Below are 19,199 nucleotides of genomic sequence, written 5' to 3' on the forward strand. Positions count from 1 at the left end.
ATGCTTGATTTACTTCCTGATCTGTTTGACCAATACCCTCAAGAGTTACAACTGATTAATTTACCCTGGCTATCCTTTGGACAAAAAAGCATTTTTTCAGGCAAAATCGTAACCGTAAAGTGCTTTGAAGATAATTCAAAGGTAAAGTCAACTCTAGCTAAACCAGGCCATGGGAAGGTGTTGGTCGTTGATGGTGGCGGCTCCACTAGACGGGCGTTATTGGGTGATATGATAGCACAAGACGCTGTTAATAATGGATGGCATGGTATTGTTATTTATGGTTGCATAAGGGATGCCGCTACAATTAACACTATGGATATTGGTGTGAAAGCAATTGGCGTTAACCCCATTAAAACAGAGAAGCGCGACTTGGGGGAGATAGCCGTAAGTCTTGAAATTAATTCAATCGAAATTTTTGATGGCATGATGCTTTATGCTGATTTAAACGGAGTAGCCATTAGTCAATCAGTTTTAAGTTTATAGTGTATACACGATCAGATTAGTAATTTACTCATAACAGACTAAGGAAGAATGATGAAATTAATTAAATGGTTGGTTATATCCATCCTCGTTATCGGCATATGTGCCGCTCTGTATTTAACATTGTTTTTCAATATTAATGATTTTAAACCGCAAATTGTTGATGCGGTAAAAAAACAGACAGGTCGTACGTTAACGATAAACCAAGACTTAAGTTGGAGCTTTTTCCCCTCTATTGGGATCAACGTTGGTGCTATATCGTTCAGTAATCCTGACTCATTTCAACCTCAACACATGCTTGAGATTAATCAAGCTATTGCCAATGTTGCTTTAATACCGCTACTGAGTCAGGAAATCGAAATTGAACAGTTAAGTTTAGATGGTTTGACGGTTAATTTAGTGACCGATACAAATGGAAAAACAAGCTTTGATGGCTTAGCTGAACACAAGCAAACAACTGCAATGCCTGCAGAGACAGCTAACAATCAACCTTTGGCCTTATCAAGTCTAAATATTGGTGGGATCTCTATAACCAATATGCAAGTTAATATCATTAATCAACAAACCAAAACTGAGCAACATTTTACATTAAGCTCATTTACGTTAGGTCAATTTTCACTTGGGCAATTTGCTGATATGGAATATGAGTTTGACGCTGAATTGGCTGAAATGAAATTAAGCTCAGCAGGTAAAGGGCAAATTAAAGTTTCAGATAAATTGGATAGTATTCATATCAATCAGTTTTCGATTACAAATAATCTTAAAGGTGAATCGTTACCGAACAAATCGTTACAAGCAGATTTGCTTACCGATGTTGTTATCGCGCTTAATAGTAAAGACGTGACACTCACAATTAGCCAGTTAACCCTTGATAACATAGAAGCTAATGCCAAAGTCGCACTCAATTATGGCAACACTATTCCTGTTATCAAGTTCGATATTGAATTCGGTGATATTGATCTATACAGCTTACTGCCAAAATCTGCAGCAGATGCGAGCGATGAAAAAGTCGCTTCAGTCAGTAAGGGAAGTGACAAAGAGCCGGACTTATCTGCACTTAAACAAGTTGATTTAACCCTGAATTTAAAAGCCAAGTCGATCAAGGTAAATAATTTACTGACTCAAAACTGGCAAATGAATACTGTTATCAAGCAGGGCGTTATTGATTTGAAAAAATTATCAGCAGAACTTTATCAGGGTAATATCACAGTCTCTGCCAAAGTTGATGCTCGTAAAAGTGTGCCAACATATCAATTTGATAAGCAAGTTACTGGGGTACAAATACGTCCCTTATTAATTGATTTGGCTGAAGTGGATTTGATATCAGGTATAGCTAATTTTTCAATTAAAGGTGAAGGGTCAAGCTTGATACCCAGTAAGCTTAAACAACAACTGTTAGCCAATGGTCAATTTGAGGTAGCTGATGGGTCCTTATATGGTGTTAATATTCCGCAAATGATCCGCAGTGCTCAAAAAAAAATAGCTGGAGACTTATCAGCCCAAGATGCCCAGGAGCTTAAAACTGATTTTACCAGTTTAACTGGAAGCTTTAATTTACTTGAAGGTGTATTAAACAATCCTGATTTATCAATGTCGTCACCTTTAATAAGATTAGAGGGTAAAGGTACGGCTAATATTATTAGCCAAAATATTGATTATAAACTGCTCACCAAAGTAGTAGGGTCACTTGCTGGTCAAGGCAGTGAGCAAGATACCTTAAAAGGGATTGATATCCCGTTAAGTATAAATGGTAGTTTTCAAGACCCAAAGTTTGGTTTAGATACTGATGCCTTATTAAAAGGTAGATTAGATCAGGAAAAAGATAAGTTGAAAGACAGTTTACTTAAAAAATTAGGAGGATTCTAATGCGTAAGGTATTAGGCGCAATAAGCTTATTAGCCTTAATAGGTTGTACTGGCGGCGTTAATTCAGATGTACAGGCTAACCATGCTAAGCAAATTAACAAGAAAGTCATCTTAACCGCGGGGAATGAAATGCAAACGATGGATGAATCATTGCTGCATGCCAAGTTAGAGATAAGTCCATATTATCAAGATGCTAAATCAATGGCGGTAGAGCTAATCGTCACAAACTCAAGCAGTGTGGGTGTTGATCTACAATTTAACTCTGGGATGCTGGCTGATTTATGGCTGATTGACCCTAAAGGCCAGAAAGTTTGGGCCTGGTCAGATACGATGATGTTCACCCAAGCCTTAAAGCAAATTCGCATTGGCGCGGGAAAATCATTGAAAACACAATTTAATGTGCCAAGCGATATTCTATCCAAAGTCGATAAACGAGGTTTTACGTTACAACCAAAGTTTAAAGGCCGATCGCTAGAAACTAATTCCCCTATAGTTAATGACATTTCAGTCGAATTACGATTGGATCATTAGTGAGCCGATATCAAACTGTATGGTTAATAAAAAGCGGGATAACTTAGGTTAACCCGCTTTTTTTATACTGAATTAAATATCTATTTTAGCTATTGGCAATGAGTAGCTTTAGCATTTGCCCCGGCTGTAAATATTTATTCTTTTGCAAGCTATTCCACTCGATCAAGTCTGCAACTGTAACCTTGTAGGCTGCAGCTATACGCGCAAGTGAATCGCCTGATTTAACTCTATAATTGACCACTTTCTCAGATAAACCGTTTGTTTGCGCTATTTCATTAGGATAAAAAATTAAGTTCTGACCAATTTTAAGCGATTGATCCTTGCGAAGTCTATTCCACTTGGTTATCTGATCCACTGAAATATTATTATTTTTAGCGATGTTCCAAAGGTTATCACCGGATTTGACTAAATATGATTGGCCCTTAGTACTCGATTTGACTACAGGTTTGCGTGCTAGCTGTTGATCAGCATGTAAACTCTCTATATCTGCATCTTTAGTTGCTATAGGAATAATTAAAAACCTTCCAGCGGTAATGTTATTGTCTTTAATACCATTACTGCTACGGATCATTGTTGGCGAAGTTTCAAATTGATCGGCAATTTCGCTGATACTGTCACCAGGTTTAATTTTATAACGCACCCAGTTAATGCGTGAGTTAGGATCTAAAGACGCCAGAGAACGTTTAAATCCCTTGGCATTGTCAGCTGGAATCGTTAAGTAGTGGGGCCCTTCAGGTGCTGTCGCCCATCGTGTTAATCCAGGGTTTAGAAGCTTAAGCTCTTCGACTGAAATATTAGCCATTTCAGCCGCTAAGTTTAAATCTAGTTGGCTTTCAATATTCACCATTTCAATACGCGGCTTATTTTCAATTGCCGCAAGGTGAATACCTAACTCAGATGAGTTTTTCACTATGTCAGCGAGTGCCAATAACTGTGGTACATAATGAGCTGTTTCTTTTGGTAGTTTTAACATCCAAAAGTTAGTTTCAGTGCCTTTATTTTTATTTCGCTTTATAGCGTTTAACACCCGTCCTTCGCCTGAATTATAGGCTGCAAGGGCATAAATCCAATTTTTATCCATTTTGGCATAAAGATATTCTAATAAGTCTAAAGCTGCGATTGTCGATGCTCTGATATCACGTCGACCGTCATACCACCAATTTGTTTTTACCTTAAACGCTGCCGCGGTAGGCAATGTTAATTGCCATAATCCTGATGCATCACTACTTGATGTTGCAGAAGGGTCAAATGCGCTTTCAATGATGGGTAAAAGGGCGAGTTCTGTGGGTAAGTTTCGCTTTTCAATTTCTTCTAGAATGAAGAATAGAAAAGGTTCGGCCCGTTGAGTTACCACTTCTAAATGGTGTGGATTTTCGATAAACTTTTGGCGGTAATGCTCAACTAATTCTTTATCGGCAATACGTAACTGCATGCCATCTCGAATACGCTGCCAAACGTCATTGGCTTGTGCTAAATCATCTTCAATGTCTTCTATAGAAGTGGGTTGCTTGCTTAATTTTGTCGGGACTTTTACTAACGTTGGGTCGATAACAGGATCGGTATCTATATCATGCTTTACTGATTGACAGCCTATAACTAATATAATACTAGCTGCAAGCAATGTTAACTTTGTTTTCATTAAATAAATATCCCGAAATAAAGGCGCAACACCTTGATTTGATATGATTATATTCTAATTGTTTGAGATAGTTTTTCTCAGTCTAGAAAAGCCGAATTAAACATTGTAAAAGAAAATATATTTAATGTCTTATTAAACTCTGTTTATATAGGATTAAAAGTCATCTTTCCATAGTCTCAGGTTTTTAAACGCCTGAATTTCATCATTAATCTGTGTATTAAAATGTAATGAAACAGCTGTTTTAATAGCTAAGTCGTCGCATTGAAGAAATGGATTGATCTTTTTTTCTAAACCAATACTGCTTGGAATAGTGGGTTTATCATCATTTCTTAATTCGTTAACTTCAGCAAAGTAATCTGTTAAAACCTGATTATCAGGCATGACAACAGAAGCAAAAGTCAGATTTGATAAGGTATATTCGTGGGCACAAAACACTTTTGTCGCATCAGGTAACTGAGCTAGTATCGACAGCGAAAGTGACATCTGCTGAGCGGTTCCCTCAAATAATCGGCCGCATCCGCCGCTGAATAATGTGTCACCACAAAATAAATTATCATCAATAATGTAGGCGATATGTCCTCGCGTGTGTCCTGGTACACTCACGACCCTTATGTCTGTATGCCAATCGTTAATGTGTAGTGTATTAGTTTGATGCTCAGCCAATTCTATCGGCTGAGTTAACCCTGTAATTGACTCATTATAGGGGCCGAAAACGGTTAATTTATCTTGATAATAGTTTTGTAATAATTCGATCCCACCAGTATGATCATGGTGGTGATGAGTAATGAGTATGCCGGCTAACTGAATGTTATTTGCTGTAAGATAGTCAATCACAGTTTTGCCACAACCAGGATCAACAACATATGCATGGCTAGAGTTATATTGAATTAACCAAATATAATTATCATTAAAGGCAGCAATACGGTGGATTTGATACATTATCATTCTCGAGTTTCATCATTCGTTTTGATAGAGTAAACATATCAGCGACTTTGTTCAATAATATGCGCTTTTCAGGAGTTCAATTTGCTAGGTGGATCAGATGTTAATGACGTAACAACACCCATGATTTGGCAGGATTTTGCATGCGGTGATTACATTGAATTTGAACTAAATTTAGCCCTTAAAGCCTGGTGGCCAAGGCTATTTGGCTATCATTTATTGAAATTAGGTCCTTTAAGCTCTGCTATTAACAGCCTACATTGCCAAATAAATTATCATTTTAGTGTGTACCAAGGCCCAAAAGCTTCAATTAATGCCTGCCCAAGACACCTACCTATTCAACAAAATTGTATTGATGCAGTATTAATGACGGCTTTACTTGAATATGAGTCAGACCCTTATCAAATTCTAAGGGAAGTGGACAGGGTAATTGTGTCAGGAGGATATGTTATCATTGCAGGCTTCAATCCTATTAGTCCTGCTTTTTTTGGTAAGTTAATGCCAAAATATCAATCTGAATTGCCTTGGAGTGGCCACTTCTATATGCCATCAAGAGTGAAAGATTGGTTAGGTTTGTTAGGTTATCAAGTATTAACAGATGAGCGTCTGGTGTATCACCATTTGTTGACCCAATGTCCCAGTAAATTCGGCTGGCATAATCGTCTTCAAAACTGGTTACCTAGTACTGGTGGTATGTATTTAATTGTTGCTCGCAAACTTGACTCTCCCTATACGCTAATACGCGATAAACAAAAGATTAAAGCACCCAATTGGTCTACCGCACCCTCTGCTGGGCGCTCTGGTTTAAAAGTTAAATAACGGGTTGAGGTTAACTCGTTTGATAATGAATATCTTTTTGTAGATTTTTACCCATAGCAGCATTGCGGGCTAAGTCATCACATCGCTCATTTTCAATTTGGCCAGAATGTCCTTTAACCCAACGCCAGTCAATTTTGTGCTTTTGACTGGCGGCGTCAAGACGCTTCCATAAATCAACATTTTTGACTGGCTCGTTAGCTGAGGTTTTCCAGTTCTTTTTTTTCCAACCGTGGATCCACTGAGTGATCCCTTTACGCATATATTGACTATCACTGATAAGGATAATGTTACAAGCATCAAAAAGTGACTCTAAGGCAACAATCGGCGCTAATAATTCCATCCTATTATTTGTGGTAAGTTCAAATCCGGCTGATAATTCTTTTTGCTTTTGCTTATAGATCATCACGACACCATAACCGCCAGGACCTGGATTGCCAAGGCAAGAACCATCGGTATAAATATGAAGTTGTTTTAGTTCTGTCATCGAATTGATACACTTGCTTATAAGTAACATTTTGGCGCTAGTATACTCATAACCTTAAGATGACTACATAAATGAATATCATTTCTTCAGCACCACGACAAATTATTCTCGATACAGAAACAACCGGTATGAATCAAGCCGGAGGCCCAATTTACATAGGTCACAGGATCATAGAAATAGGCTGTGTTGAGGTGATAAACCGCCGCTTAACGGGACGTATATATCATCAGTATATTAATCCCGGACAAACCATCGATCCGGAAGCCATCCAAGTTCATGGTATTACCGATGAACGTGTTGCAGGTGAGCCTAGATTTCATCAAATAGCACAGGATTTTATTAACTTTATTGATGGGGCTGAAATTGTCGCGCACAACGCAAACTTCGATGTCAGCTTTATGGATCATGAGTTTTCTAAACTTAATCCTGTCGGTCCTAAAACCAAAGATATCTGTCAAATTCTCGACTCATTAGCGATAGCTAAGCGTTTACATCCTGGTCAGAAAAATAATCTAGATGCGCTTTGTCGTCGTTATGGTATTGATAATACTCGCCGAACCTATCATGGCGCATTACTTGATGCTGAGATTTTAGCCGACGTATATTTGATTATGACCGGGGGGCAGATCAAGTTTAATTTATCCAGTGAAAAAGCAGGACAAGAAGCAGGTGGTATTAAAAGGATTGAACAAAATGCGTTTAATCTTAAAGTGATCCGCGCATCGGCCGATGAGATAGTATTACATGAACAAAGACTTGATTTAGTTGCTAAATCAGGAAAATGCCTCTGGAGATGATAATTCACTTAATGAAATCAATGGGTGTTTACACGTTAACGATACTTGCTAGCCTTTGTTGGTCTATTTCAACAGGCAGCTATGCGGCTGTCGCTTATTCAACCACAATTAGTAATTATGTGCCCGCACCCTATGCGATGGAACTGAAAAATAGGTTCAGAATCGATCATAAAGTTGACCAGGTAACGTTAATTGTTCAACGTAATTATGGATCATCCCCCGTGGTTATCGTGCAGCCAGATGGCAGTAAATGGTACTCATCTAGACACCCTGAATCAGTTAAATGGGTTGATGGCATTACCGGCGATATCATTTCAATAGCTAATCCAACGCCAGGTCCATGGCAATTGCTTGGGGATGTTTTACCCGGTTCGACTATTGAAAAAGTCTCCAAAATTAACATTGATGTTGAACCATTGCCGCAACCTTTATATCAGGGTGAGCGATTAAAAGTCCTTGCACGATTAACCGCTGATGATTTAACCATGCGGATGCCAGGGTTAGAGTTTATGATTGAGTGGACATCAAAGTTTACTAGCCAACATTTACCCACTGATGATAATTTTGCCACTGGTACTATTATAGTTGGTGCATATAAAGATAATGGTGAAGACTTAGATGAACGACCTGATGATGGCATTTTTACTGGCAGTACTAACCTAGAACAACCGTCAGGCCACTATGTATTAAGTGTTACAGCAAGAAATAACATATTTGAACGTGAATATAGTATGCCTTTTTTACTGTCTAAACAGCCTGTAAACGTAAAAATGGTTGCTCCAGAGGATCCGTTAACCGGAACCTGGTATCTAGAGGTTCTGGTCAATGAAGCCGAAGTCTTATTGTCTCAAACCCATATTCAATTTGAGCTTGTTGGTCCAGCTGGTTTGCATGTGCCCGTGGTATTAATGGGCGTGCCAACCCCCGAGTATATGTTACCACTCCCCACAGTTTCAGCGTTTGGTAGTTACCGTGTAAAAGGTACTGTGGCGAGTACTACTATTCGTGGTCGGGAAATACTGCTCAATATTCCTGAAATGTTTTTTAATCTGGTTGAGCCACCGCCACCACCGCCAAGTGCGGAAGAGTTAGCCGAGAAAGCGGCTGTTATTGCAAGGGCGGAAGAAGAAAAGGCCAAAGAAGATGCTGTTTTTTTAATTGCAGTGATAAACGGGGTATTGTTTTTTCTCGGGATCATAGGCTTTATCATCTGGCGTAAAAAGCAAGCTCTGTCAAAAGCGTTAGCTGCGGCAGAAATTAGATTGCAGCAAGAAGATCTTGAATCTGGAAAAAAGAAAAAAGATGATAGTTTAGATTTAGACCTCGATGATATTGATTTGACAATACCAGATGATAAAAATTAATTGGTCATTTTTTAGCTAAACAAATTAAAATGATATAAAAATATATTGACGGCATAAACAGACAACTTTATTATCCTCAACATTAGATTGAAAAGAATTTGGAGCGGTAGTTCAGTTGGTTAGAATACCGGCCTGTCACGCCGGGGGTCGCGGGTTCGAGTCCCGTCCGCTCCGCCAAATTAGAGAAAGCCTCATCAAACGATGAGGCTTTTTTTATGCCCATTTCAAAGTTTATTGTTATAGCAAGGGTGTTTATTAAAAGCGACTTTGATTCAATTATAATATTGATATGCCATATTGATTTCATATTTAGCAATAATTAACCATTATTTTGCTGCATTCACATTGAAGTGTGTTTTTTATCTCAACATTCAAAAATCTCACTACTCAGATCACGATAGCAGTGGTATAAATATCGAAACCACCCAGTACTCGAATCAGTACTCAATCATGTAAGTCACTATTTTAGGAATGTTGTAATGATTTTCTCTCAAGTATCCCAAGCTCCTGCTGATCCCATCCTAGGTTTAACCGATGCTTTTAAAGCAGACCCTCGTGCTCATAAGGTTAATTTAGGTGTCGGTATTTATAAAGATGAGGCTGGTCAAACCCCAGTACTCACATCGGTAAAAAAAGCAGAAGCTAAGCTTTTAGAAGTAGAGAAAAGTAAAAACTACCTTGGAATAGAAGGTGTAGAGGCTTACAACAAAGTAGTGCAAACATTATTGTTTGGTGAAAACAGCTCACTTGTTACTAATAACCGTGTTGTTACCGCTCAAGCACCGGGTGGAACAGGCGCATTACGTGTTGCTGCTGAGTTTTTATCAACTAACACCACATCTAAAACCATTTGGGTCAGTAATCCAACCTGGGCAAATCATCAAAATATTTTCGAAACAGCCGGCTTGACGGTTAAGCAATATCAATATTATGTAGCTGAAACCCATGACATGGATTTTGATGCTATGGTTGCTGACTTATCTGAAGCAGTACAAGGTGACATAGTGTTATTACACGGTTGTTGTCACAACCCTACAGGTATTGATTTAAACATTGAACAGTGGAAAGTCATAGCGCAGCTTTGTCTTGAACAAGAATTATTACCTTTATTTGATTTTGCATACCAAGGTTTTGGTGCTGGTATTGAGGAAGATGCGCAAGGCTTACGGGCCGTTGCTGCTGTTGTGCCAGAGTTACTAGTGGCTAATTCATTTTCAAAAAACTTTGGATTATATAATGAACGTATTGGTGCTGTGACATTAGTCGCGCAGGATCAAGCTACTGCAGCTCGCAGTTTTAGCCAAATTAAAAGAACTATTCGTGCAAACTATTCAAACCCTCCTGCACACGGTGGTTTGATCGTTAGCACTATTTTGACCGATGCTGACTTACGTCAAGAGTGGGAAAGTGAGTTAACTGCGATGAGAGTACGTATTGGAGAAATGCGTCTACTATTTGTTGAGAGCTTAAAGGCTGAAGGTGTGACCCAGGACTTTAGTTTTATTTCACGTCAAAATGGTATGTTTAGCTTTTCAGGTTTAAGCAAAGAACAAGTCAATCGACTACGTGAAGAATTTGCTATTTATATTGTTGGTTCGGGTCGTATCAGTGTTGCGGGACTGACCAAAGATAACATGCCTTCAGTATGTCGAGCCATTGCACAGGTTTTATAACACCCAATAATTTCGCGATAGGGTTATGAAACGAAAGGGACTGCTAAGCAGTCCTTTTTAATGCTTTAAATCTACTAACACTACAAATAGCATCGCCTAAGGCTATTTTATCGTGTAAACCCTTATGATGTGAACTGACTAAACTAAACTGGTGAAAGTTAACCTTCCTGCGTGAACCGATTTTCGTGGTAACAACAGGTGATTTTATATCACAATGTTGGATCACATCACTGATGATATCCTTGCCGACAACTTGATTAACCCAACCAATTTTCTCTTCAATACTAAATTGATTTGCTACCGAATATTCATCCGTTAAATTATCAATAAAGATGACTTTTGCCTTCGATATTCTAATATATTCGGCAACTTTTGGCAGTAATAAGGGTGGCAGAATACTAGTCAAAAAGCTTCCAGGGCCAAGAATAATCAAATCAGCATCTTTAATGGCTAAACATGCTTCAATGGTTGCCTCAACTTGAGGCTCTAAACTTAATGCAACGGGTGCCTCTATCATTTCATCTACATTAAGCTCTCCAATAATCTTTTTTCCACAATCCATTAATGCCGTTAAATGAGTCGATGCTTCGGACATAGGAATAATAGAGGTATTTATCTTAAGTATGGTACGAACTAAATTAACCGCATCTAATGGTCTGACACAAAGTTGGTCAAGGGCATGTAAAATAACATTACCTAAGTTATGACCACTTAATTCATTGGTACCGGTAAAACGATGATCAAAAAGACAGGCACTTAATGAAGGGCGAGGGGTTAAATGAGACAGACAGTTTCGTAAGTCGCCCCATGCAATAGTCTGTTGGTCTTGTCTTAAACGTCCTGTAGAACCACCATTATCTGTGGTGGCAACAATGCCGGTTAAGCGACTGCCTAAAAAAGATAACGAGGCAAGTACGCGACCTAATCCATGACCGCCGCCGATAGCAACGACTTTGTTATAGCTTGATAAACGTAGATTTAACATATAATTACTTGTCTCTTTCCATGAGAAATTTTGCGATTGATTGTGATAGAATAAGCTTTCTTTGATTGTATTATAGATTACGACAATACACGCTATAAACATGCGTTTTATACCATATTTGATAGGTGTTTATTGTCCAAACAGGATTATTGATATGTTGTTGCGCAAGTTAGTTGTTTTGGGGATCACATTATGCTCATTTAGTGCCTTTAATGTGATGTCTGACACAGTTTCGTTAGAATATAATAGTTTTTACAATCCACTTAAGCGGGTTAATAAAGGCAGTTATCCGAATGTTGAATTAGCATTTAGTGTTCCAAAATCAGATAATTGTAAAATTATTTCAGGAAATATTACTACTGAGTCTCAATCATTTCCGCTAACGTATACTCAAGAGCAGCGTATATATATCCCATTCAATGAAGATTTAAAGTCGAATCGTGGCTTAATTAATATCGAAGTGGAGGGTGATTCTAGTCAGTGCGGTATAGCAATGCAGGTTAGAGCGCGTGAAGCACTTAGCGAATATCGCAATAATGAATTGCAATTAGTGTTAAATGACATGAATGGTCTGCTTGACTCTTTACAAGGCTTTCCAATGAAGTACTTTAGAAAACCACTGTCTGGTTTAACATTTGAGTTTGCGAATAATAAACCCATCATTATGACGTTGAACGGCGAGACTCAGCAGATTAATGAACACTTTACCTTAGGCAGTGAAAAGATCGCATCCTTGATACATTTAACATTTTCGGAAAAGCCAAGTGTAGTAAGCCCTTGGGTTAATTAATTTTGATAATGGCTTAGCTATTTTTATAGGTGCCGAATTGAATTGCCAGTTCAATGGAATATAGCTGACTATCATTGCACGCAACATAGATCAGAAAAACAAAAAGCCCTGAACTCACAGGGCTTTTTATTAAGTGAATATTTTTTATGGTTTAAATGTCGTCACAATATTAATGCGCTGTGCAGCATCAAGATCAATATGCCCATTGTTGCTAATATCTAGAAAATCAAACGCGGGTAAGTCAGACTCAGCAACATCACCTTTTAATGGGGCGTCAGCATCGCGTTGTAAACTTGAAAAATCAAATTGGTCGCGATCAACACCTTGGGACGGCGCAGTATTTTGCATCGCAGTAAAGATGGTTTCAATTCTGCCTGGATACAGTTTATCCCAAAGATTGAGCATATCTTTAATTGCACCGCGTTTTAAGTTTTCCTGTGATCCACATAGATTACACGGAATAATTGGAAACTCTTTTAAACTCGCATATTCCGCAATATCTTTTTCACGACTATATGCTAAGGGTCTAATCACCATGTTAGCACCGTCATCAGAAAGTAACTTAGGTGGCATTGACTTCATTCTACCGCCATAGAACATATTTAAAAATAATGTTTCTATGATGTCATCCCTATGATGTCCCAAGGCAATTTTTGTCGCGCCAATACGCTGGGCAAAACCGTACAAGGTACCACGACGTAACCTAGAACATAAAGAGCAGGTGGTTTTACCTTCAGGTATTTTATCTTTAACGATAGAGTAGGTGTCTTTCTCTAGAATGTGATACGCAATGCCTAGCTTATCCAAATAGGCAGGTAAAACGTGTTCTGGGTAACCTGGCTGTTTTTGGTCAAGATTGACGGCAACAATATTGAATGAGATTGGCGCTCGTTTCTGAAGCTTAATTAAGATATCAAGCATGGCATAGCTGTCTTTGCCGCCAGATAAGCAGCACATGACTAAATCACCTTCTTCAATCATGTTGTAGTCAGCAATTGCACTACCAACTTCGCTACGTAAGCGTTTCTCCAGCTTGGTCATACGGGTGATATTCTGTTTAACTTGATCGAGTTGTTCTACTTCAGACATAAAAATGCGCCCAGTAACTGTGTGTTTCAGGGCGCGTATTATTCCAGTAATATGTTACTGGGTAAAGTAGAACTCAAAGATAGCCTGAGTTAATCAGCTAAAGGTGACTTGTAACCATCGGGTTTGAGCGCTAATAAATCACAATTTAAGCTATCAATAACATGTTCAGCAGTATTACCTATTAATGCGGCTGAAAAACCAGTACGGCCAACTGTACCTAAAATAACTAATTCAGCATCCAGTTTTTCAGCAAGTTCAGGGATAACATCCTCTGGTAATCCTTCTTCAACATGACAATTTTCATAATCAATATTGTATTCTTGGGCAATATAACGAACGCGTTCTTCATGCTGGACTCTGACACTGTTGTTATAGGCATTGGCATCAAAGTCTGGTAGTTCAATGGCAAGGTTAACCGGCGTACCAGGATAGCCATTGACCAGATGAACATCGGCTGAAAACTTAACCGCTAAGTCTTGTGCATAACGTATAATCTTACCGTTTAAGTTTTGCTGATCTTCATCTTCTGATGCGACATTAATGGCACAGAGGATTTTTCCTGCAACTGGCCAAGCGTGTTCTTTTACCATTAAGACCGGTTGCGGAGCTTTACGCATAAGATGCCAATCTGTCGGGGTAAAAATAACCGCTTTCAGTTTGTCATGCGCGTGAGTGCTTTTAACAATTAAGTCGTAATCCCCAGCAATAGCATGATTAATGACAGATTCAAAAGGGCGGTTATGCCAAACAACCTGACAATCAATAATAATGTCAGGATTGTTGGTTTGTAAAATCAGCTCATTAAGCCAGGCGGTGCGTTGATCAATAACACCTTGTCGCATGGCTTCTCTTTCTTGGGCTGACAGTATTGAAGTCATTTCATAGGAGAAATCAAAAATAGATAAGAAAGCGGTAATCTTAGCTTGGCTTTTTGAGGCTAGCTCAATGGCTCTGTCTAGTGCTGCTTGATGGTCTGTTGTAGGGTTAATAATAACCAGTATTTTTTTATATTCCTTCATATAACCTCCAAAGCCTTTAAATTTAGTGAGTTAGTAATATATATTAGTATCACCTTTTACTCATAAATATAACTTGAACTAGATCAAATAATCATCATTAAGTGGCGATCCGCGCATGTCCTGCCAGCAATCCTAATGCTTGATGATCCATTATTGAAATGTATTTACCATTGACTTCAATGAGACCTGATTTTTGAAAACGGCCTAATAAACGGCTTATAGTTTCAACAGTTAATCCAAGATAATTGCCAATATCACCACGAGTCATGGTGAGTCTAAATTCTTTAGGTGAAAAACCACGACTACCAAAACGATTGGCTAAATTATTAATAAAGGCCGCAAGACGTTCTTCAGCATTTTTCTTTGATAACAATAAAATCATTTCTTGATCGCTCATGATTTCACTGCTCATTAAACGCATAATTTGTTGGCGTAATTTGGGCATGACACCAGACAGCTCATCTAAGGTATCGTAGGGGATTTCGCATACCATAGATGTTTCTAATGCTTGAGCAAAACTTTGATGAATTTGCGAGTGAATACCATCAAAACCTATAACATCACCCGCTAGATGAAAACCGGTAATTTGTTCATCACCTTGTTCGGTAATGGTATAACTTTTAATTGTACCGGAGCGAATAGCGTATAATGCCCGTAGGTTGTCACCGGATTTAAAAATCTGATCGCCTTTCTGAATCGGTTTTTTACGTTCGATAATATTATCCAGTTTATCGAGTTCTGAATCATTCAATGTGAAAGGAATGCAAAGTGTCGACATGCTACAGTCATGACAATGAATAGCATTACCCCCAGAATTTGGACGGCGAACTTTGTTTTGATCACTTGGCATAATGGTTCCTAAATCATATCAACATTATCATGGTAAACTAAATCAAATTGGCCAGCCACTAAAGTTGATAAATAGCGACGTAGATAGTCTGTAAACCAAAACCAATCAGTAATAAGCCACTTATGATTCTTACCGATTTTCTCTGTACCCAATTTGCTAATTTTTTTGCTGCAAGTCCTGCTGTTAACAATGCAGGTAGGGTGCCTAAGCCAAAAGCTAGCATAATAAGGCCACCTTGAAGTGCACTGCCTGAAGCCACTGACCAAGTCAACGTACTGTAAACTAAACCACAGGGTAACCAGCCCCAAACCATACCCGCAAGTATGGCTTGGCTAGGGTGCTGAATAGGTAGAACCTTCTTTGTTAAAGGTTGTATTACCGCCCATAAGCCTTTACCTATTTTTTCAACATAAACAATACCAAACCAAATTTGAGCAATGTATAAACCGGTAATAATCATCATAATACCGGCAAAAAAGCGTAAATATAAAAGGTAGTCGTCCACGGCAAACATTGCGCCAAGTGCTGCAGTGCTACCGCCAACAATACTTCCTGCAATGGTATAGCTTGTGATGCGGCCAAGATTATAACTCAGCAAAAAGCTTAACTGATTTGCCAGCTGATTACCTGCACGATTAGGAAGGTTAGCTGAAAAGGCGCCTATCAAGCCACCACACATACCAAAACAATGTGCCGCACCCATTAAGCCAACTAAAAAAGCTCCGACAAAGTTAAATTCAATCACAAAGGAATCTCTGGTTTTTCATCACTATCTTTATGTTTGGCGTTATCGGAATGTGAGAGCTGTTTAGCTTGTTGTTGATTGTCATCATCAAATAAAATTGACACACTTTGTCTGTCCAAATCGTCAAATTGTTCACTTTTAACGGCCCAGAAAAATACACCCACAGCGATTAATACAAATACCATCGCAATCGGGATTAATACATAAATAATAGTCATAATTTAAGCCTTAGCAGTCGTAAACTGTTACTAACAACAATGATAGAACTTACCGACATACCGATAGCGGCAATATAAGGCACCACATGTCCGGTGACCGCAAGCGGTAAAATAATCACATTATATCCAAAAGCCCACGCTAAGTTTTGTTTAATAATTCGATTGGTATATTTTGATACTGTAATAGCGTCATTGAAACGGGAGAGGTGGTCGCCAAGCAAGATTAGATCGGCACTGTTTTTGGCTATTGCGCTGCCACTTCCCATTGCAACCGAAATATTCGCTCCAGCTAAAACCGGAGCATCATTTATTCCATCACCAAACATTGCAACTTGTTTGGTTTGCTGTAACTGGTTAATTAAATCTAACTTTGATTGTGGGCTCAGTCCTGAGTGCACATCAGTAATGCTAAGCCGCTGGGCTAAGAAATAAGCATGACCAGAACTGTCTCCTGTCGCCATACTTACCCCAATAGATTGATCTTTTAAGGTTTGAATCACTTTTTGACTGTCAGGCCTAATGTCATCGTTTAATTCAAATGAAGCCACCAACTCATTAGCAATACTCAAATATACATGTTGATGCTCAACACTTTTATGATTAGGCAGATGTTCAGTTTCTTGCAAACAAAAAGCTAATGACCCTAACTTAATGGGCCTACCTTTTAAATACCCTTGAACACCTTGGCCTACTTCATGACGTATGTCATCAATAACCTGATTAATATCGTGGTAAGGGATAAACACCTGCGCAATAGGGTGCAATGAACCTTGCTCTAATGTAGCCGCTAAAGATAAAGCACTACTTTGATCAATATCTGCAAATAATTGCACAGAGCCCAACGACAGTTTACCGCATGTCAATGTGCCTGTTTTATCAAATACAACATGATTGATGTTAGGCAGTTTTTCAAATACACCGGACTTTCGAGTAATGATGCCTAATTTAGTAAAAATTGCTGTGGCACAAGTTACTGCAGTTGGCGTAGCTAGAGCAAGTGCACATGGGCAAGTAGCCACTAAAACAGATAGGGTCACCCAAAATGCATCTTCAGGCGAAATTTGTAGCCAAATAAAATAGGTGAGGGTAGCAATAGTTAAAATAGTGGCCGAAAAATAGCGAGCTAATCTATCTGCTAATAAGGCAATGTTAGGCTTATTATTAGAGGCAAACTCTTGTAATCGAATAATTTCCGCAACCAATTGATCTTGGCCTAAGGCAGTCACTTCAACTTCAATTGGTTGGTCAACATTGATTGTACCAGCATAAACCTGCTGATTAGCTTGCTTTAAAACCGGCATTTGCTCACCTGTGAGCATAGATTCATTAAGACTTGATAAACCTTTAGTAATGATGCCGTCTGCCGCAACAATATCGCCAGGGCGAACTAAGATAATATCGCCCACTTTAAGTCTTTTTGCTGCAACCTCTATTGCTTGTCCATCTTGCATAACATGTGCAGTGACAGGTACCAGCTTATGTAAGTTACTTGAGCTAACAGATGCTTTTTGTTTTGCTTGCTGCTCGAAGTAGCGCCCCAATAACAAAAAGAAAGTAAACATAGAGACGGATTCAAAATACACTTCGCCATTACCATTAACCGTTGCTATGCAACTTGCTATGTAAGCACCTGCAATGGCAATGGACACAGATAAGTCCATGTTCAATTTACCTAACAGTAGGCTGCGAATAGCGCTAAAATAAAAAGGCTGTGCAGAGTAGAATACTACCGGAGCGGCAAATATCATGCTTACCCAGCGAAAGTAATCCCTAAGTTCCACATCTAAAGCTGAAAAATAGCCTGAATATAAGGCGAGGGCAAACATCATGACCTGCATGGTTGCAAAACCCGCTAAACCTAAACGCAGCAAAAATTTTCTGCTTTCTGCTTTACTGAGTTTTTCTTGGTCATCAACTTGATAAGGTGCCGCCTGATAACCAATGTCGCTGATTTGTTTTAGTATGTGACTTAACTCAACATCGTCAGCATGCCAAGTTACTATGGCGCGTTGAGTGGTTGAGTTAACATTAATGCTGGCAACACCTGATAAGGTTTTAACTTTATGCTCAATTAGCCAGGCACACGCAGCGCATGTTATACCATCAATAGATAAAGATAGGCTTTTAAGGGTACCCTGTTGGTGTACTAAATCCTGCTGTACTTCGGGTAAATCATAAGCACTGAATTGATTTAATCCCTCTGGAATGAGCGAACTTTGCTTATTGCCCGGCTCGCTTCTAAATCGATAATATTTAGTTAATCCTGCATCGATAATCGCCTGAGAAACCGCCTGACAACCTGGGCAGCACATTAGCTGTACTTGCCCATCAATGATTGTGGTGAATTTATCTGCGGTTAAAACCGCTTCATTACAATGAAAACATGATGTCATTAGGCACAGCTCGGGTTAGTTTAACCAATACTCAACGTTATCTGTTATATCTATACGTTGCTGAATGCGCCATGTAGCATCAAAACCTTCAATACGAATTTCCCAAGGGCCCATAATAGACTCATCTAGCGGGATCCGATAAATACCTGAACCATCAGCAGTCACTTTTAAATCAATATCTTGTGTTTCAAGCGTTCTGTGATAAAAATTGATACTCAAAGCAGCTGTATAGGCGGGGCCTCCGTGCTGGGTTATCTCAATCATATTGTCATTAATTTTCGCTAAATACTGCATGCCAATTTTTTTTGCATGGTTTATTTTACGTAAATCTTGGTTAATGGCTTTGCCTTCTTTGTAGTATTCTTCTGCCACTAATGAGTCAGAGTTATCTAAGGCGATATACAATAAGTTAAAGCTGGCAATAACGGCACAAAGTGGCAATATGATTAAAAACCAGGGCCAAAACTGCTTATACCAGGGTTCAATATCTGACATGGAAATTCCTAATTTAGTATT

At 38.8% G+C, this 19,199-nt stretch carries 19 protein-coding genes and 1 tRNA gene; 9 read left to right on the top strand and 11 right to left on the bottom strand.

From position 1 onward, the window contains the following. Genes FJ709_RS09575 through FJ709_RS09585 form a run of 3 tightly spaced genes read left to right on the top strand, consistent with a single transcriptional unit; the run spans position 1 to position 2,876 of the window. The gene (locus tag FJ709_RS09575; RefSeq protein ID WP_226415745.1) at positions 1–483 is read left to right on the top strand and encodes a putative 4-hydroxy-4-methyl-2-oxoglutarate aldolase; all 483 of its coding nucleotides are present in this window, start codon (positions 1–3) and stop codon (positions 481–483) included. 51 nt (positions 484–534) lie between these two features. Continuing rightward, entirely contained in the window at positions 535–2,346 is a 1,812-nt protein-coding gene (locus FJ709_RS09580) for an AsmA family protein (protein WP_226415746.1), read from the top strand. Then, a complete protein-coding gene (locus FJ709_RS09585; protein ID WP_226415747.1) occupies positions 2,346–2,876 on the top strand; it encodes a BsuPI-related putative proteinase inhibitor in 531 nt (176 codons plus the stop codon). Before FJ709_RS09580 ends, FJ709_RS09585 begins: the two co-directional genes overlap by 1 nt. 85 nt (positions 2,877–2,961) lie before the next feature. Here FJ709_RS09585 and FJ709_RS09590 read toward each other — a convergent pair whose 3' ends face one another. Together FJ709_RS09590 and gloB are read right to left on the bottom strand one after the other, a co-directional pair. Continuing rightward, positions 2,962–4,515: a lytic transglycosylase gene (locus FJ709_RS09590; protein ID WP_226415748.1), complete on the bottom strand. Its 1,554-nt coding sequence runs from the start codon at positions 4,513–4,515 to the stop codon at positions 2,962–2,964. A gap of 153 nt (positions 4,516–4,668) precedes the next feature. Further along, positions 4,669–5,454 carry a hydroxyacylglutathione hydrolase gene (gene gloB / locus FJ709_RS09595; RefSeq protein ID WP_226415921.1) on the bottom strand — a complete coding sequence of 262 codons (786 nt, stop codon included), beginning with the start codon at positions 5,452–5,454 and terminating at the stop codon, positions 4,669–4,671. A 126-nt stretch (positions 5,455–5,580) separates the two neighbouring features. On the opposite strand from gloB, the gene FJ709_RS09600 reads away from it, so the two are divergent. Next, positions 5,581–6,276, top strand: coding sequence for a class I SAM-dependent methyltransferase (locus FJ709_RS09600; protein WP_226415922.1), 696 nt, complete (start codon positions 5,581–5,583; stop codon positions 6,274–6,276). 10 nt (positions 6,277–6,286) lie between these two features. Here FJ709_RS09600 and rnhA read toward each other — a convergent pair whose 3' ends face one another. Next, on the bottom strand, positions 6,287–6,760 hold the full coding sequence (rnhA, locus tag FJ709_RS09605; RefSeq protein WP_226415749.1) for a ribonuclease HI: 474 nt from the start codon (positions 6,758–6,760) through the stop codon (positions 6,287–6,289). Between the two features lie 71 nt (positions 6,761–6,831). Here rnhA and dnaQ point away from each other — a divergent pair, with 71 nt between their 5' ends. From dnaQ to FJ709_RS09625, 4 genes are all read left to right on the top strand, one after another. Then, entirely contained in the window at positions 6,832–7,557 is a 726-nt protein-coding gene (gene dnaQ, locus FJ709_RS09610) for a DNA polymerase III subunit epsilon (RefSeq protein WP_226415750.1), read from the top strand. An 11-nt stretch (positions 7,558–7,568) separates the two neighbouring features. Beyond that, positions 7,569–8,921, top strand: a complete 1,353-nt coding sequence (locus tag FJ709_RS09615) for a TIGR03503 family protein (protein WP_226415752.1) — start codon at positions 7,569–7,571, stop codon at positions 8,919–8,921. A 100-nt stretch (positions 8,922–9,021) separates the two neighbouring features. Then, positions 9,022–9,098, top strand: a tRNA-Asp gene (locus FJ709_RS09620). A 302-nt stretch (positions 9,099–9,400) separates the two neighbouring features. Next, positions 9,401–10,594, top strand: coding sequence for an amino acid aminotransferase (locus FJ709_RS09625; protein WP_226415754.1), 1,194 nt, complete (start codon positions 9,401–9,403; stop codon positions 10,592–10,594). A 43-nt stretch (positions 10,595–10,637) separates the two neighbouring features. On the opposite strand, the gene yvcK is transcribed toward FJ709_RS09625, so the two are convergent. After that, positions 10,638–11,579, bottom strand: a complete 942-nt coding sequence (yvcK, locus tag FJ709_RS09630; protein ID WP_226415756.1) for a uridine diphosphate-N-acetylglucosamine-binding protein YvcK — start codon at positions 11,577–11,579, stop codon at positions 10,638–10,640. A gap of 154 nt (positions 11,580–11,733) precedes the next feature. Between yvcK and FJ709_RS09635 the strand changes: the two genes are divergently transcribed. Further along, positions 11,734–12,369, top strand: coding sequence for a DUF2987 domain-containing protein (locus FJ709_RS09635; protein WP_226415758.1), 636 nt, complete (start codon positions 11,734–11,736; stop codon positions 12,367–12,369). Between the two features lie 144 nt (positions 12,370–12,513). Here FJ709_RS09635 and ttcA read toward each other — a convergent pair whose 3' ends face one another. The 7 genes from ttcA to FJ709_RS09670 all read right to left on the bottom strand — a co-directional run bounded on the left by ttcA (position 12,514) and on the right by FJ709_RS09670 (position 19,178). Then, positions 12,514–13,458 carry a tRNA 2-thiocytidine(32) synthetase TtcA gene (gene ttcA / locus FJ709_RS09640; RefSeq protein WP_226415760.1) on the bottom strand — a complete coding sequence of 315 codons (945 nt, stop codon included), beginning with the start codon at positions 13,456–13,458 and terminating at the stop codon, positions 12,514–12,516. Between the two features lie 89 nt (positions 13,459–13,547). Beyond that, positions 13,548–14,477, bottom strand: coding sequence for a universal stress protein UspE (gene uspE, locus FJ709_RS09645; RefSeq protein ID WP_226415761.1), 930 nt, complete (start codon positions 14,475–14,477; stop codon positions 13,548–13,550). A 97-nt stretch (positions 14,478–14,574) separates the two neighbouring features. Beyond that, complete coding sequence (gene etrA, locus FJ709_RS09650) at positions 14,575–15,327, bottom strand: electron transport transcriptional regulator EtrA (protein WP_226415763.1); 753 nt, start codon at positions 15,325–15,327, stop codon at positions 14,575–14,577. A 58-nt stretch (positions 15,328–15,385) separates the two neighbouring features. Further along, complete coding sequence (locus FJ709_RS09655) at positions 15,386–16,072, bottom strand: sulfite exporter TauE/SafE family protein (RefSeq protein WP_226415765.1); 687 nt, start codon at positions 16,070–16,072, stop codon at positions 15,386–15,388. Beyond that, entirely contained in the window at positions 16,069–16,290 is a 222-nt protein-coding gene (gene ccoS / locus FJ709_RS09660; protein WP_226415767.1) for a cbb3-type cytochrome oxidase assembly protein CcoS, read from the bottom strand. The genes FJ709_RS09655 and ccoS overlap by 4 nt, the downstream gene beginning before the upstream one ends. After that, a complete protein-coding gene (locus tag FJ709_RS09665; RefSeq protein WP_226415769.1) occupies positions 16,287–18,683 on the bottom strand; it encodes a heavy metal translocating P-type ATPase in 2,397 nt (798 codons plus the stop codon). Before FJ709_RS09665 ends, ccoS begins: the two co-directional genes overlap by 4 nt. Before the next feature lie 15 nt (positions 18,684–18,698). Continuing rightward, positions 18,699–19,178, bottom strand: a complete 480-nt coding sequence (locus tag FJ709_RS09670; protein ID WP_226415771.1) for a FixH family protein — start codon at positions 19,176–19,178, stop codon at positions 18,699–18,701. Positions 19,179–19,199: the final 21 nt, after the last annotated feature.

The organism is Shewanella glacialimarina (genome assembly GCF_020511155.1).
GTDB lineage: Bacteria > Pseudomonadota > Gammaproteobacteria > Enterobacterales > Shewanellaceae > Shewanella > Shewanella glacialimarina.

Bases quoted from the DNA above. Each gene is read 5' to 3' on its own strand.
- FJ709_RS09625 (WP_226415754.1), top strand. From the start codon at position 9,401: ATGATTTTCTCTCAAGTATCCCAAGCTCCTGCTGATCCCATCCTAGGT.
- FJ709_RS09615 (WP_226415752.1), top strand. From the start codon at position 7,569: ATGAAATCAATGGGTGTTTACACGTTAACGATACTTGCTAGCCTTTGT.
- dnaQ (WP_226415750.1), top strand. From the start codon at position 6,832: ATGAATATCATTTCTTCAGCACCACGACAAATTATTCTCGATACAGAA.
- ccoS (WP_226415767.1), bottom strand. From the start codon at position 16,290: ATGACTATTATTTATGTATTAATCCCGATTGCGATGGTATTTGTATTA.
- etrA (WP_226415763.1), bottom strand. From the start codon at position 15,327: ATGCCAAGTGATCAAAACAAAGTTCGCCGTCCAAATTCTGGGGGTAAT.
- yvcK (WP_226415756.1), bottom strand. From the start codon at position 11,579: ATGTTAAATCTACGTTTATCAAGCTATAACAAAGTCGTTGCTATCGGC.
- uspE (WP_226415761.1), bottom strand. From the start codon at position 14,477: ATGAAGGAATATAAAAAAATACTGGTTATTATTAACCCTACAACAGAC.
- FJ709_RS09635 (WP_226415758.1), top strand. From the start codon at position 11,734: ATGTTGTTGCGCAAGTTAGTTGTTTTGGGGATCACATTATGCTCATTT.
- rnhA (WP_226415749.1), bottom strand. From the start codon at position 6,760: ATGACAGAACTAAAACAACTTCATATTTATACCGATGGTTCTTGCCTT.
- FJ709_RS09580 (WP_226415746.1), top strand. From the start codon at position 535: ATGAAATTAATTAAATGGTTGGTTATATCCATCCTCGTTATCGGCATA.
- gloB (WP_226415921.1), bottom strand. From the start codon at position 5,454: ATGTATCAAATCCACCGTATTGCTGCCTTTAATGATAATTATATTTGG.
- FJ709_RS09600 (WP_226415922.1), top strand. From the start codon at position 5,581: ATGATTTGGCAGGATTTTGCATGCGGTGATTACATTGAATTTGAACTA.
- FJ709_RS09585 (WP_226415747.1), top strand. From the start codon at position 2,346: ATGCGTAAGGTATTAGGCGCAATAAGCTTATTAGCCTTAATAGGTTGT.
- FJ709_RS09590 (WP_226415748.1), bottom strand. From the start codon at position 4,515: ATGAAAACAAAGTTAACATTGCTTGCAGCTAGTATTATATTAGTTATA.
- ttcA (WP_226415760.1), bottom strand. From the start codon at position 13,458: ATGTCTGAAGTAGAACAACTCGATCAAGTTAAACAGAATATCACCCGT.
- FJ709_RS09670 (WP_226415771.1), bottom strand. From the start codon at position 19,178: ATGTCAGATATTGAACCCTGGTATAAGCAGTTTTGGCCCTGGTTTTTA.
- FJ709_RS09665 (WP_226415769.1), bottom strand. From the start codon at position 18,683: ATGACATCATGTTTTCATTGTAATGAAGCGGTTTTAACCGCAGATAAA.
- FJ709_RS09575 (WP_226415745.1), top strand. From the start codon at position 1: ATGCTTGATTTACTTCCTGATCTGTTTGACCAATACCCTCAAGAGTTA.